This is a genomic window from Pseudomonas fjordensis (assembly GCF_976987115.1).
On record NZ_OZ336860.1, the window covers coordinates 6,103,115 to 6,117,456 of the forward strand.

Here is a 14,342-nt window from a genome sequence, read left to right on the forward strand (position 1 = left end):
CCTCCGATCTTTTCCTACCCTGTACCGCCTGTAGGAATGTGGAAACTTTCAGCCAAATAGCGCAGTCATCCCATAACGGAGGTCACCTCACCCACCAACCACGGGAGCACACATGGCGGCGATTCACATCGGCATTTCCGGCTGGCGCTACACGCCCTGGCGCGGCGATTTCTACCCCGAAGGGCTGACCCAGAAACGCGAGTTGCAGTTTGCGTCACGCGCCGTCAACAGCATCGAAATCAACGGCTCGTTCTACGCGCTGCAAACCCCCAAGCGCTATGCCGAGTGGTATGCCGATACGCCCGAAGGTTTCATGTTCAGTGTCAAGGCGCCCCGGTTCATCACGCATATCCTGCGCCTGCGGGATGTGCACAAACCGATGGCGAATTTCTTCGCTTCCGGCGTGCTGGAGCTCAAGGAGAAACTCGGCCCCATCCTCTGGCAGTTTCCGCCCAGCTTCAAATTCGACGCCACGCTGTTCGAAACCTTTTTGGCTGAATTACCCACCGACACCCAACAGGCCGCCGCCCTCGCCCGCCAGCATGAGCCGCGCCTTAACGGCAAGGCGAGCATGAAGGCCTATGCCAAGAAGCCGTTGCGCCATGCCGTGGAGATTCGCAATACGAGTTTTGCCGTGCCGGAGTTCATCCAGATGCTGGATAAACACGGGGTGGCCCTGGTGGTCGCGGACACCGCAGGCAAGTGGCCGTACATGGAAGACGTGACCGCCAACTTCATGTACCTGCGCTTGCACGGCGACAAGCAGTTATACGCCAGCGGTTATAGCGCCGAAGCGCTCCAGCGCTGGGGTGACCGCATCGAGCGCTGGGCCCACGGCAAGCAGCCTGCCGATGCACACCTGGTCGACGCGCACCACACGCCCCGCAGGCGTAAACAGCGCGATGTGTTCTGCTTTTTCGACAACGACATCAAAGTTCGCGCGCCCTTCGATGCACGCCAATTGCTGCAACGTTTCGGGCTGGACCAACACCTGCTCACCGAACCTGGCCGGCTGCCGGAACCAGGAGTATTGCCATGACGCATCCAGAGCTGATCCCCACCCCGCCGACCACCGCCATCACCCGTTTCACGGTGCTGACGGTCAATATCCACAAGGGTTTCACCGCGCTGAATCGCCGCTTCATCTTGCCCGAGCTGCGTGAAGCGGTGCGCAGTGTGGGCGCGGACATGGTGTTTTTGCAGGAGATCCATGGCACCCACGAACGCCATCCGCAGCGCTACAGCGACTGGCCGAAAATGCCGCAGTATGAATTTCTCGCCGACAGCATCTGGCCGCAGTTCGCCTATGGGCGCAATGCGGTTTATCCCCATGGCGACCACGGCAATGCGCTGCTGTCCAAATTTCAGATCATTCGCTACGACAACCTCGACATCTCGCAAAGCGGCCATGAAAACCGTGGCCTGCTGCATTGCGTGCTGCGCCTGCCGGGCAGCGGCCAGCAAGTGCACGCGATCTGCATCCACCTGGGCTTGCGCGAGGTGCATCGCCAACAGCAATTGCGGTTGTTGGAACAACGTATCAGCGAGATTCCGGCCGATGCGCCGTTGGTGGTCGCCGGCGACTTCAACGACTGGCGGCAAAAAGCCGACCTGAGCCACAGCGGTTTGCAGGAAGTGTTCATGCACACCCTCGGCAAACCGGCGCGCACCTTCCCGGCACGCCTGCCGCTACTGCCGCTGGACCGCATTTATGTGCGCAATTTGACGGTGCACAACCCGCGCGTGCTCACCACTCGCCCCTGGTCCCATCTCTCAGACCATGTGCCGCTGTCGGTGGAGGTGGAGCTATGAACGTTGCGGTAGACCATATCGCCACAGACCAACCGCCAGACGACAGCAAGGCGCGGGATCTGGATTACGGCTGGCAAAGCGGCAACCGCGTGGAGTTGCTGGAGAACGGCGAGGCGTACTTTCCTGCCGTATTCGAGGCGTTGCGCAGCGCCGAGCGCGAGATCCTGCTGGAGACCTTTATCCTCTTTGAAGACAAGGTCGGCTTTGAGCTGCACAGCATCCTCATCGAGGCGGCCAAGCGCGGGGTGAAGGTGGTGGTCAGCCTCGACGGTTTTGGCTGCGGCGAACTGAGCCCGGGCTTCCTGCGGGAATTGGCCGAGGCCGGGGTGATGGTGCAGATGTTCGACCCGGCGCCCAAGACGCTCGGCATACGCACTAACTGGTTTCGCCGCCTGCACCGCAAGATTGTCGTGGTGGACGCCCGCGTGGCGTTTATCGGCGGGATCAATTTTTCTGCCGACCACTTGGCGGATTTCGGCCCCGAAGCCAAGCAGGATTACTCAGTACAAGTGATCGGCCCGGCTGTGGCCGACCTGCACCATTTCGCCCTCGCCCAAAGTGGCCGCCAGGTGCGCAGCCGTCGCGGTTGGCGACGACGCCAGCAACGACCCTCGCCCTGGACGAACGAGCCAGGCGACGGCCTGGTACGCCTGATCTATCGCGACAACATCCAGCATCGTGACGACATCGAAGACGCGTATATCCATGCCTTGAGTCAGGCCCGGCAGCGGGTGGTAATCGCCAACGCGTATTTCTTCCCCGGCTATCGCCTGCTTCGCGAGATCCGTAACGCGGCGCGCCGTGGCGTGCATGTGCAGTTGATCATGCAGGGCCAGCCCGACGTGCTGTTGGCGAAACTGGCCGCGCGCATGCTCTATGACTACTTGCTCAAGGATGGCGTGGTGATCCACGAATATTGCCAACGCCCGCTGCACGGCAAGGTGGCGTTGGTGGATGACGAATGGAGCACCGTCGGCTCCAGCAACCTGGACCCACTGAGCCTGGCATTGAACCTGGAAGCCAATGTGCTGATTCGCGACCGGGCTTTCAATCAGCAGCTCTACGAACGCCTGGAAGCCCTCGCCCACAATCATTGCCAGACCATGCCGGAAAAGCGCAAGCCACGCCTGTGGCTCTGGCGCCTGACCGTGGGTTTCCTGGTGTTTCATGTGATGCGCCATTTCCCGGTACTGGCCAGTTGGTTGCCGGCCCACAAACCGCGCTTGAGACCTTTTGAGGCCACGCCCCATGACATCTGAAGCCCGCCCCCAAGCGCAAGCCTCTGGGTTCAAGCGCTGGAAGAAACCGCTGACGATTGCATTCTTCGTGCTGCTGATCGTGTTGTTTACCCTGCTCGCCCGGCGCATCGACTGGAGCGAAGTGTTCCAGACCCTGAGCGAGTTCAAGCTGCGCACATTGTTCATCGCCGGCGCGCTGACGCTGTGCAGTTTCATTGTCTACGCCTGTTTCGACCTGATCGGCCGCACCTACATTCGCCAGCCGTTGCGTTGGAAGCAGATATTGCCGGTGGGCATCATCAGCTACGCGTTCAACCTCAACCTCAGCGCCTGGGTCGGCGGCATTGCCATGCGGTACCGGCTGTATTCGCGCCTGGGCGTGAGCACCAGCAATATCGCCAAGATCCTCGGCCTGAGCCTGGCCACCAATTGGTTCGGCTATATGGCGTTGGCCGGGGTGGTGTTCAGCAGCGGGTTGGTGACCCTGCCGCCGGGCTGGAAGCTCAGTAGCGGCGCCTTGCAAGGGGTCGGGGTGTTATTGGTGCTCGCGAGCCTGGGCTACCTGGCGGCGTGCCGGTTTTCTAAAAAGCGCGCGTGGTCGATTCGCGGTATCGAGATCAACTTGCCGTCGCTGCGCATGGCCTGTTTGCAGCTGGCTCTGGGTGCGTTGAACTGGTCGTTGATGGCCGCAGTGATATTCACCTTGCTGCCGGCCAAACTGGATTACCCGTTGGTGCTGGGGGTGCTGTTGATCAGTGCGATTGCCGGGGTGGTCACTCATATCCCCGCCGGGTTGGGGGTGTTGGAGGCGGTGTTCATTGCGTTGTTACAGCATGAGGCGTCGCGGGGGAGTTTGCTGGCTGGGTTGATCGCTTACCGAGCGATTTATTTTATTTGCCCGTTGTTGATTGCACTGGTGATGTATTTGGGGGTGGAGGCCAAGGCCAAGGCGTTGCGGGTGAAGAAGACAGCCTGATGAGGCCGTGGTGACTGTTGAATCGCTATCGCGGGCAAGCCCGGCTCCCACCTCGGAACGCATTCCCCTGTGGGAGCCGGGCTTGCCCGCGATAGCGATCAAAAGGGCGACACCTATCGGGACTGAATGATGCTCAACCGCTCCCCTACCACCATCTCGGTAATCCAGTCCACCAGGATCGAGGTGTACGCCTGTTGCGACACCGGGTCGCTCAGGGAATGGTCGGCGCCGTCGATGATGCGGTGGGTCAGGGAATGGGTCTGCTGGCACGCCGCGCGGTAACTCATGATGGTGGCGTGGGGTACATGGTCGTCGGTTTCCGACTCGACAATCAGCACATCGCCGGTAAATTGCGCACAGGCATGCAGGGCCCGGTTGGTTTCGGCGTGCACGAGGGTGCCGCGGTAATCCATCAGGTCGGCTTTATCTAAGTCGCGCTTGGGCTTGAGCCATTCCTGGTCGCGGTACAGCGCCGGCACTCGCAGCGTCAGCCAACGTACCGGGCGCAATGAGGTGAGGATCGCGGCCAGGTAGCCGCCATAACTGGTGCCCACCACCGCCACCGCCGAGGTGTCGATCGCCGGGTGAGACAGCAAACGGTCGTAGGCGGCCAGCAGGTCGCGCAGGTTGTCTTCGCGGGTGACGCGGGACAAGGGGATGCCGGTGCCAGCATGGCCACGCAGGTCGAAGGTCAGGCACACACACCCAAGGCCTGCGATGCCTTTGGCCCGCTCCAGGTCGCGCTCCTGGCTGCCGCCCCACCCGTGCACGAACAACACGCCGGGCACTTTGGACTTGGGACTCAGGAACGTCCCGCTCATTTGTTCGTCGTCTATATCGATGCTGATGCTCTCGCTTCTAGCCGTCATAAGTCTTGACCGTCACATACTTGAGGAGAAAGTCGCTGTTTTCGGCCGGGCCTCGGTATACCTCGATGGCATCCGCCGGCAGCGCTTGGTCTACATAGGTTTCTACCGAGGACACACGGATGGCCTTAATGCCCGGATGGTTGATAAAGCTCTGCAACGCCGCGACTTCCGCGCTGCTGGCCCCGCCCATGCGCCAGGATTGTTCGAGCACGCCACTGCGGCGCTGGCCTGTGCTGTCCAGGCCCTGAGCGATATCGTAGTTGCGACGCGAGGCGAAGAAGCTTGGGTAGGCTTCATTGGCAGCTCGGTCGAAAACCAACGCTTGTTCGATAGCCTTACGCACGTCTTCAGGCAGATCCAGTTTGAGCAGGGCAGCGTAATCACCGGGGACGACCAGCAGATCGGAACCGCCGTAGACCTCTTCGCCCTGCCCGTCTTGGGTCAAGTGCTGCTCGCCGCAGTAGCTGATGAGATGATCGCCAATAAAGCTCTGGCCCACACTGTGGGTGACCACCTCGTGCAGGTCTTGTTCCAGCACCACGCCTTGATTGAACATTCGGGCCGCTTCCGGGCGGGCCACTATCGCGTCGAACTCATCCAGGCTGTGGATAACTTCCTGCCCCCGCCCTGCACAGGCATTTACGGGCTTCAGACGAATCGGGCCGCTGTAGAGCAAGCGGGTCGCGGCAGGCCGCGCGTCCTCAAGGGCGAACACACTCACGCCGTCCAACACCACGTCACGCACACGCTCGCAGAATGTCGGCGACCAGCCTTCGGGCGCCTTGGCCTCGGAACTCAGCAGGCCGTGACTGATGGCTTTGGTGCAGATGAAGGCGTGATCGACATAGCCGCCCCACAAATCTTGTGGCCCCTTGATATTGAGCCGTTGCGCTTGGGCAGGTCCGACCAGCGTTTGCGTGGGCAGCAGGTACAGTTCCCGGCCCGCATGCAGATTGGGGTCATAGCTGCCACCGAACTTGAGTCCCAGGATCTGCGCCAGCCAGCGTGCGAGGGCACGGTTGGTTTCGATTTCATGCAGAGGCGCCCCCTCTCGCATGGAGTGAGCAACCACCAGCTTCTTGCGACTTATGGGGGTCATGCGTTCCCCTTTCTATCAGCCGTTGTGTAGCAGGAGGGCTGCATGGATCGGGCCAACGCCGGGTTTGACGAGATGGTTGTTAAATCAATCAGTTGCGCAAAAAGTGATGGCCGTTAGCCTGTTTTATTCTGCACGACCCCAGGTTAACCCTGCGGCGTTCTGCACGATTCAAACCCCAAAACGGTTGCGGTAATCGCTGGGAGACAGGCCGGTGATTTTCTTGAAAATGGCGCGAAAGGCGCTGGGGTCCTGATAGCCCACGGTCCAGGCAATGTGATCGATGGTGCCGTTGGTGAACTCCAGCATCTGCCGCGCCTTGCCGACCCGCAGGTGCTGGCAGTACTCGGTGGGTTTCAAGCCGGTGGCGTTGCGAAAGCGCCGCAAGAACGTGCGCTCCTCCAGGTTGGCCGCCTGCGCCATCGCCGCCACGGACACATCCACCGCGCCACTGGCCTGCAGCCAATGCTGGACCTTGAGGACTGCACCATCGCCGTGCCTGAGAATCGGCGCAAAATTGCTGCCGCACTGGCTGGCACTGGCGCTGTGTTCGATCACCAAAAAACGCGCCGTGTCGGCCGCAACGCTTGGGCCCATCAGCCGGTCGACCAGGCGCAGGGCCAGTTCGGACCAGGCCATCAGCCCAGCGGAGGTGATCAGGTCGCCGTCATCGACGATGGGTTTATCCGCTTCCAGGCGCACCGCCGGGTAACTGGCCGCAAAGGACTTCGCGGAAGACCAGTGAGTGGTGGCGCTGCGGCCATCCAACAGGCCGCTGCGCGCCAGCATGATCGAACCGATGCACACGCCGCCCAGCACGGTGCCGGCCGCATGTTGCTGGCGCAGCCATTGCAGCAGTGCAGGCGGCGCCTGGTCTTCGGTGAACTCGGCAATCGAGGGGGGCACCAGCACGGCCATCATCGGTTGGTGGGGGCCGGGGTGGCTGTCGAACGCGCGGGCGGGTGTGCCGTGGGCATCTACCTGCCAGTGGCTGACTCGCAGCAGCGGTAGTTGCGCAGATTCATGCTCGGCGGCGATGCGGTTGGCGACCCCGAACAGGTCGGTCAGCCCGTGGACTGCGGCGAGTTGCGCGCCTTGGTAGATCAACACACCCAGCTCGACAGTGCTGCGTTGCGCGGCCATTGTCAGTTTTCCCCCTGTTATTGTCGGTGCAGCCAATTCTCGGTGTGATCGCCAGCTAAGATACTAGGCCCATCAACCCATCACGAGGCAACACACATGGCCAAGCAGGCGCTCATCCTAATCGATATCCAGAACGACTACTTCCCCCAGGGCAAGTGGCCGCTCGACGGCGTGGAAGCCGCAGCGGACAAGGCGGCGCAGGTGCTACAGGCGTTTCGGCAGGCAGGCGATGCGGTGATTCATGTACGCCATGAGTTCGCTGGCGACGACGCACCCTTCTTCACCCCGGGCTCCGAAGGCGCGCACTTGCATGCCAAGGTGCTCAACGAGGGCGATGAACCGGTGGTGCTCAAACACTTCGTGAATGCGTTTCGCCAAACCAACCTGCGCGAATTGCTGGAACAGCGCAGCATCACCGATGTGGTGGTAGTGGGCAGCATGAGCCATATGTGCGTTGACGCCGTAGTGCGGGCGGCGGCGGACCTGGGCTACAAAGTTACGGTGATCCATGACGCCTGCGCGACCCGCGACCAGGAATTCAACGGCCAGGTGATTCCGGCGGCGCAGGTGCACGGGGCGTACATGGCTTCCCTGGCATTTGGCTATGCGGGTGTGGTGTCGGCAGAGGAATATTTGAAGGCCCAAGCAGCGGCCGCGTGACCGCCACACGGGCCGATCGCTTTAGCGCGTGGCGATGATGAACAGCCGCGGAAAGGGCAACAACACCGTGCCATCGGCCAGGGCGGGATAAGCCTGGGTAATTCGCGCATGGTATTGCTGCAGGAAGGCGGCTTTTTCATCGTCGGTCAACGGCGCAAGAAAAGGCCGCAATGCCGAAGCCTTGAACCACTCCACCACCGCCCCGTGGTCGGCCAACGGGTGCTGATAGGTGGTGCGCCACACATCCACGGTACTGCAATACTTGCTCAGCAGTTCGTAGTAGTAACTGGCGGTGTGCCGCTCATTGTGTTTAACCGCCCCTATCTTTGCCGCCCATGGGCCATCGGCCGCAACTTCACGGGCCAGGCGATGGGCGGGCTCGTCCAGATTGTCCGGGGTTTGCACCGCCAGCGTACCGCCTGGGTTCAATTGGTGGACCAAGTGCGGGTACAGCGTGGCGTGGTCGGGTAGCCATTGCAGCGAGGCATTGGCCAGGATCACATCCAAGCGTTGCGCCGGATGCCAGGCGCCGATGTCTGCCAGCTCGAAGTTCAACCTGGGCAGGCGCTTGCGGGCGTCTACCAACATGTCGTCGGAGCTGTCCATGCCAGTGACGTGCGCATGGGGGAAACGCTCGGCCAGCACCTCGGTGGAGTTCCCCGGCCCGCATCCCAGATCGACGGCAGTGTTCACCTCGGTGTTGGGAATGGCCGCCACCAGGTCACGGACGGGGCGAGTGCGCTGCTGTTCGAACATCGTGTACTGCTTGGCGGACCAGGTCATCACAGCTTTCCTTCTTGCTAGAGGTGGCGACAGCCTAAATCTTGTGAGCCATGAGAACAAATGTCGGGGTTGGTGTGCTGTCTGCACAACGGCATCCCGTGCACCGACACCTGGGCATTGCCCATAAAAAACCCCCGATGCTTTCGCTATCGGGGGTTTTGTTTGTTCAGGGTCGGTCTTGGACCTTAGAACGGGATATCGTCATCAAAGCTGTCGAAATCCGGAGCCGGTTGCGGAGCAGCCTGTTGTGGCGCTGGGCGCGACTCACGCTGTGGCTGTTGGCTTGGCTGCGGACGCGACTGCTGTGGGCGCGGTGCCGAGTTGGACATGCCGCCCTGGCCCTGTTGGTCGCCCTGTGGACGGCCGCCCAGCAGTTGCATGGTGCCTTGCATGTCGACCACGATTTCGGTGGTGTAACGCTTGATGCCGTCTTTTTCCCACTCGCGGGTTTGCAGTTTGCCTTCGATGTACACCTGCGAACCTTTGCGCAGGTATTCACCGGCGATCTCCGCGACCTTGCCGAACAACGACACGCGGTGCCACTCGGTTTTCTCTTTGCGCTCGTTGGTCTGCTTATCAGTCCATTGCTCGCTGGTCGCCAGACTCAGGTTGGTCACGGCATTACCGTTAGGCAAGTAGCGAACTTCGGGATCCTGGCCGCAAGTACCGACCAATATGACTTTGTTAACCCCACGGGCCATAACGTTCTCCTAGGCTGGGCGCGCTGTCGGCACTGGGTTGACCAGTTGCTCGAGCGTCGCGCGATCCAATAATTCGGTGTCCAATTTGATGTAAATGGCCGCCTCTTCAGCGACCACCACTGCATCCGTTACCCCTACGACGGCCTTCAGGCGCTCGACCAGGCCGGCTTCGCGGATCGCCTCGGGCGATAGCGGCAAACGCAGGCTGGTGACGTAGGGAGGTTCGCGCATGGTAACAGCAAAGACCAGCCAAAGTGCAGCCAGCGCGGCGCATCCGAGGAACACAACCGACAAACCGCCATGCTGGAACATCCAGCCGCCCATGATGCCGCCCAACGCGGAGCCCAGGAACTGGCTGGTGGAGTACACCCCCATGGCCGTGCCCTTGCCGCCTGCCGGTGAAACTTTACTGATCAGTGACGGCAACGACGCTTCGAGCAGGTTGAACGCGGTGAAAAACACCACCGTACCGATCACCAGTGCGCGCAGGCTGTCGCCGAACTGCCAGAAGAATAGTTCAGTGAGCATCAATGTCGCGACGGCGCCGAGTAAAACTCGTTTCATTTTGCGTTTCTTCTCGCCATAGATGATGAACGGGATCATGGCGAAGAACGAAATCAACAACGCAGTGAGGTAGACCCACCAGTGCTGCTCCTTGGGCAGCCCGGCTTTTTCCACCAGGGCCAGGGGCAAGGCGACGAAGCTGCACATCAGCATGGCGTGTAATACGAAGATACCTAAATCCAGGCGCAGCAGGTCCGGGTGCTTGAGCGTCGGCAGCAACGCCTTGCGTGCAACGCCCGATTCACGGTGCGCCAGTGTGCCGGTGGAGCGCGGCACCATAAAGGCCACGATCAGGATGCCGAACAACGCCATGCCGCCCGTGGCCAGGAACAGCCCATGCAAGCCGAACGCGCGCGTGAGCAAGGGGCCGACCACCATGGCCACGGCAAACGACAGGCCGATGGTCATGCCGATCATCGCCATGGCCTTGGTGCGGTGTTGTTCGCGGGTCAGGTCGGACAGCAGCGCCATCACGGCGGCGGAAATCGCACCGGCGCCCTGCAGGATGCGGCCGGCGATCACGCCCCAGATCGAATCGGACTGGGCCGCTAGCACACTGCCAAGGGCGAATACGATCAGCCCGAGATAGATCACCGGGCGACGGCCAATGCGGTCGGAAATGATCCCGAACGGAATCTGGAAAATTGCCTGGGTCAGGCCATAGGCGCCAATCGCCAGGCCGATCAAGGCGGGGGTCGCACCTGCGAGATCCATCCCATAGGTGGCCAGCACCGGCAACACCATAAACATGCCCAGCATACGGAAGGCGAACACCAGGGCCAGCCCGCTTGCCGCTCGGGTCTCGCCGCTACTCATGCGTTCGCTGTGGGGATCGTGCATGGAAAAACCTCGTGTGAACCGGCGGCGATTCTACCAGTCCCATCGATTGAGAGGGTATATGCGGCGCTTTGCCGCGCAGCTTTCATGTAAGGCTGCAAGCGGCGTTTTGACAGTGTATATTCATCCAGTCTTTAGCCGTATACTCCGGCATCATTTACGCCCGCCGTGCGAGGCCATCTTGGACAAGATCCTGATTCGTGGGGCTAGAACCCACAACCTGAAGAACATCGACCTGACCCTGCCCAGGGACAAACTGATCGTCATCACCGGCTTGTCCGGCTCCGGCAAATCGTCCCTGGCGTTCGACACGCTGTATGCCGAAGGTCAGCGTCGCTATGTGGAATCGCTGTCGGCCTACGCCCGGCAGTTCCTGTCGATGATGGAAAAGCCCGACGTCGACACCATTGAAGGCCTGTCGCCGGCTATTTCCATCGAGCAGAAGTCTACTTCACACAACCCGCGTTCCACTGTGGGCACCATTACCGAGATCTACGACTACCTGCGTCTGCTTTACGCACGCGTGGGTATCCCACGCTGCCCGGACCACGATATTCCCCTGGAAGCCCAGACCGTCAGCCAGATGGTCGACCTGGTGCTGACCCAGCCCGAAGGCGCCAAGCTGATGCTGCTGGCGCCAGTGATTCGCGAGCGCAAGGGCGAACACCTTTCGGTCTTCGAAGAGCTGCGAGCCCAGGGGTTCGTGCGGGCGCGCATCAACGGCAAGCTCTATGAGCTGGACGAAGCGCCGAAGCTGGACAAGCAGAAAAAGCACTCCATTGATGTGGTGGTCGACCGTTTCAAGGTGCGCGCCGACCTGCAGCAGCGTTTGGCGGAATCGTTCGAAACCGCGCTGAAGCTGGCCGATGGCATTGCCCTGGTAGCGCCGATGGATGACGAGCCCGGCGAAGAGATCATCTTCTCCGCGCGTTTCGCCTGCCCGATCTGTGGCCATGCCATCAGCGAGCTGGAACCCAAGCTGTTTTCCTTCAACAACCCGGCCGGCGCCTGCCCGACTTGCGACGGCCTGGGTGTGAAGCAGTTTTTCGATATCAAGCGCCTGGTCAATGGCGAACTGACCTTGGCCGAGGGTGCGATACGTGGCTGGGACAGGCGTAACGTCTACTACTTCCAGATGCTCGGGTCGTTGGCGTCCCACTACAAGTTCAGCCTGGAAGTGCCATTCAACCAACTGCCGGCAGACCAGCAGAAGGTCATTCTCAATGGCAGCGGTTCACAGAATGTCGACTTCAAATACCTGAACGACCGCGGCGATATCGTCAAGCGCTCGCACCCGTTCGAAGGCATCGTGCCGAACCTGGAACGCCGTTACCGTGAAACCGAATCGGCGAGCGTGCGCGAGGAGTTGGCGAAATTCCTCAGCACACAGCCATGCCCGGATTGCCGTGGCACGCGTCTGCGCCGTGAAGCCCGGCATGTATGGGTGGGCGAGAAGACCCTGCCGGCAGTGACCAACCTGCCGATCGGCGATGCCTGTGAATACTTTGGCGTGCTGAAGCTGACCGGTCGTCGCGGGGAAATTGCCGACAAGATCCTCAAGGAGATTCGCGAGCGATTGCAGTTCCTGGTTAACGTGGGCCTGGACTATCTGTCGCTGGACCGCAGCGCCGACACCTTGTCTGGCGGTGAGGCACAGCGTATTCGCCTGGCCAGCCAGATTGGCGCCGGCCTTGTGGGCGTGCTGTATATCCTCGACGAGCCGTCGATTGGCTTGCACCAACGGGACAATGACCGCCTGCTGGGCACGCTCAAACACCTGCGCGATATCGGCAATACCGTGATCGTGGTCGAGCATGATGAAGATGCTATCCGCCTGGCGGACTACGTGGTCGATATCGGCCCCGGCGCGGGCGTGCATGGTGGCCATATTGTTGCTGAAGGCACGCCTGCCGAGGTGATGGCACATCCCGATTCACTGACCGGCAAATACTTGTCCGGCCGTGTGAAGATTGAAGTGCCCGCCAAGCGCACACCGCGTAACAAGAAGATGGCGCTGCATCTCAAGGGCGCGCGCGGCAACAACCTGCGCAATGTCGACCTGGAGATTCCGCTGGGCCTGCTGACTTGCGTGACCGGTGTTTCCGGTTCGGGCAAGTCGACGCTGATCAACAACACCCTGTTCCCCCTGAGTGCTACCGCCCTGAACGGCGCGACCACCCTGGAAGCAGCGGCCCACGACAGCATCAAGGGCCTGGAGCATCTGGACAAGGTGGTCGACATCGACCAGAGCCCGATTGGACGTACGCCGCGTTCAAACCCAGCCACCTACACCGGGCTGTTTACGCCTATCCGCGAGTTGTTCGCTGGCGTGCCAGAGTCGCGCTCACGGGGTTATGGGCCGGGTCGGTTCTCGTTCAACGTCAAGGGTGGCCGCTGTGAAGCGTGCCAGGGCGATGGCCTGATCAAGGTGGAGATGCACTTCCTGCCGGACATCTACGTGCCGTGCGATGTGTGCAAGAGCAAGCGCTACAACCGCGAGACCCTGGAGATCAAGTACAAGGGCAAGAGCATCCATGAGACCCTGGAAATGACCATCGAGGAAGCTCGCGAGTTCTTCGACGCGGTGCCGGCGTTGGCGCGCAAGCTGCAGACGCTGATGGATGTGGGCCTGTCGTACATCAAGCTGGGGCAATCAGCGACCACGCTGTCGGGTGGCGAAGCGCAGCGGGTCAAGCTGTCTCGCGAGTTGTCCAAGCGTGATACCGGCAAAACCTTGTACATCCTCGACGAGCCGACCACTGGCCTGCACTTCGCGGATATTCAGCAGTTGCTGGACGTACTGCACCGCCTGCGAGACCACGGCAATACCGTGGTGGTGATCGAGCACAACCTTGATGTGATCAAGACGGCCGACTGGCTGGTAGACCTGGGGCCAGAAGGCGGTTCGAAGGGTGGCCAGATCATCGCAGTGGGCACGCCGGAGCAGGTTTCCGAAATGCCGCAGTCGCACACCGGTTACTACTTGAAACCGTTGCTGGAACGCGACCGGGCCTGATTTTTCAGGTCCAATAAAAAGCCCCTGTCACTTTGCAGTGACAGGGGCTTTTTTGTAACCGGGAATCAGAACTGCGATTGCAGGTAATTCTCCAGGCCGATCAGCTTGATCAGGCCCAACTGCTTTTCCAGCCAGTAGGTGTGATCTTCTTCGGTGTCATTCAACTGCACCCGCAGTATTTCCCGGGTGACATAGTCGTTATGCTGCTCGCAAAGCTCGATGCCCTTGCAGAGTGCGGCACGGACCTTGTACTCAAGGCGTAGGTCGGCAGCGAGCATGTCAGGCACTGTGGTACCCACGTCCAGATCATCAGGACGCATACGCGGTGTGCCTTCGAGCATCAGAATGCGGCGCATCAGGGCATCAGCGTGCTGTGCCTCTTCTTCCATCTCGTGATTGATACGCTCGTAGAGCTCGGTAAAGCCCCAATCTTCGTACATACGCGAATGGATGAAATATTGGTCACGAGCTGCCAGTTCGCCCGTCAGCAACGTGTTGAGGTAATCGATTACGTCGGGGTGACCTTGCATCGCCCTACATCTCCCTGCTTGAAAGACTGTAGTTTGAACCATGCTGACTTGAAGGTCACGGGACAAACGGCAGAAAAGTGAAGATTATCAGGGAAAAGTAGCTGAAATAACGCAAAA

General features: G+C 60.7%; 13 protein-coding genes. 6 read left to right on the forward strand and 7 right to left on the reverse strand.

Going from position 1 to position 14,342, the window contains the following annotated elements; genetic code table 11:
• The first annotated feature begins 112 nt into the window (after positions 1-112).
• From ACWHXD_RS27955 to ACWHXD_RS27970, 4 genes are read left to right on the forward strand one after another with little or no spacing between them, the layout of a single operon-like run.
• Positions 113-1,039: a DUF72 domain-containing protein gene (locus ACWHXD_RS27955; protein WP_098950222.1), complete on the forward strand. Its 927-nt coding sequence runs from the start codon at positions 113-115 to the stop codon at positions 1,037-1,039.
• Entirely contained in the window at positions 1,036-1,812 is a 777-nt protein-coding gene (locus ACWHXD_RS27960) for an endonuclease/exonuclease/phosphatase family protein (protein ID WP_098950221.1), read from the forward strand. The genes ACWHXD_RS27955 and ACWHXD_RS27960 overlap by 4 nt, the downstream gene beginning before the upstream one ends.
• Positions 1,809-3,071: a cardiolipin synthase ClsB gene (gene clsB / locus ACWHXD_RS27965; protein ID WP_138761828.1), complete on the forward strand. Its 1,263-nt coding sequence runs from the start codon at positions 1,809-1,811 to the stop codon at positions 3,069-3,071. The genes ACWHXD_RS27960 and clsB overlap by 4 nt, the downstream gene beginning before the upstream one ends.
• Positions 3,061-4,026, forward strand: coding sequence for a lysylphosphatidylglycerol synthase domain-containing protein (locus ACWHXD_RS27970; RefSeq protein ID WP_003194614.1), 966 nt, complete (start codon positions 3,061-3,063; stop codon positions 4,024-4,026). The genes clsB and ACWHXD_RS27970 overlap by 11 nt, the downstream gene beginning before the upstream one ends.
• A 113-nt stretch (positions 4,027-4,139) precedes the next feature.
• Here the strand turns inward: ACWHXD_RS27970 and ACWHXD_RS27975 are convergent, their stop codons facing one another.
• From ACWHXD_RS27975 to ACWHXD_RS27985, 3 genes are all read right to left on the reverse strand, one after another.
• On the reverse strand, positions 4,140-4,895 hold the full coding sequence (locus tag ACWHXD_RS27975; RefSeq protein WP_499084910.1) for an alpha/beta hydrolase family protein: 756 nt from the start codon (positions 4,893-4,895) through the stop codon (positions 4,140-4,142).
• Entirely contained in the window at positions 4,885-5,994 is a 1,110-nt protein-coding gene (locus tag ACWHXD_RS27980; protein WP_032895079.1) for a DUF3182 family protein, read from the reverse strand. The genes ACWHXD_RS27975 and ACWHXD_RS27980 overlap by 11 nt, the downstream gene beginning before the upstream one ends.
• A 168-nt stretch (positions 5,995-6,162) precedes the next feature.
• Entirely contained in the window at positions 6,163-7,134 is a 972-nt protein-coding gene (locus tag ACWHXD_RS27985) for a GlxA family transcriptional regulator (RefSeq protein ID WP_032895078.1), read from the reverse strand.
• 96 nt (positions 7,135-7,230) lie between these two features.
• On the opposite strand from ACWHXD_RS27985, the gene ACWHXD_RS27990 reads away from it, so the two are divergent.
• Positions 7,231-7,794 (forward strand): cysteine hydrolase family protein, encoded by a 564-nt coding sequence (locus ACWHXD_RS27990; protein ID WP_032895077.1) that lies wholly within the window; start codon positions 7,231-7,233, stop codon positions 7,792-7,794.
• Positions 7,795-7,815: 21 nt separating this feature from the next.
• On the opposite strand, the gene tam is transcribed toward ACWHXD_RS27990, so the two are convergent.
• The 3 genes from tam to ACWHXD_RS28005 form a co-directional block, all read right to left on the reverse strand.
• On the reverse strand, positions 7,816-8,577 hold the full coding sequence (gene tam, locus ACWHXD_RS27995) for a trans-aconitate 2-methyltransferase (RefSeq protein WP_138761827.1): 762 nt from the start codon (positions 8,575-8,577) through the stop codon (positions 7,816-7,818).
• A gap of 185 nt (positions 8,578-8,762) precedes the next feature.
• Positions 8,763-9,278, reverse strand: a complete 516-nt coding sequence (locus tag ACWHXD_RS28000; protein WP_003194626.1) for a single-stranded DNA-binding protein — start codon at positions 9,276-9,278, stop codon at positions 8,763-8,765.
• Between the two features lie 9 nt (positions 9,279-9,287).
• The gene (locus ACWHXD_RS28005; protein WP_034133877.1) at positions 9,288-10,682 is read right to left on the reverse strand and encodes an MFS transporter; all 1,395 of its coding nucleotides are present in this window, start codon (positions 10,680-10,682) and stop codon (positions 9,288-9,290) included.
• Positions 10,683-10,860: 178 nt separating this feature from the next.
• On the opposite strand from ACWHXD_RS28005, the gene uvrA reads away from it, so the two are divergent.
• Positions 10,861-13,695, forward strand: coding sequence for an excinuclease ABC subunit UvrA (uvrA, locus tag ACWHXD_RS28010; RefSeq protein WP_138761826.1), 2,835 nt, complete (start codon positions 10,861-10,863; stop codon positions 13,693-13,695).
• Positions 13,696-13,760: 65 nt separating this feature from the next.
• Here the strand turns inward: uvrA and bfr are convergent, their stop codons facing one another.
• Positions 13,761-14,225 (reverse strand): bacterioferritin, encoded by a 465-nt coding sequence (bfr, locus tag ACWHXD_RS28015; RefSeq protein ID WP_003176400.1) that lies wholly within the window; start codon positions 14,223-14,225, stop codon positions 13,761-13,763.
• Positions 14,226-14,342 lie beyond the last annotated feature (117 nt).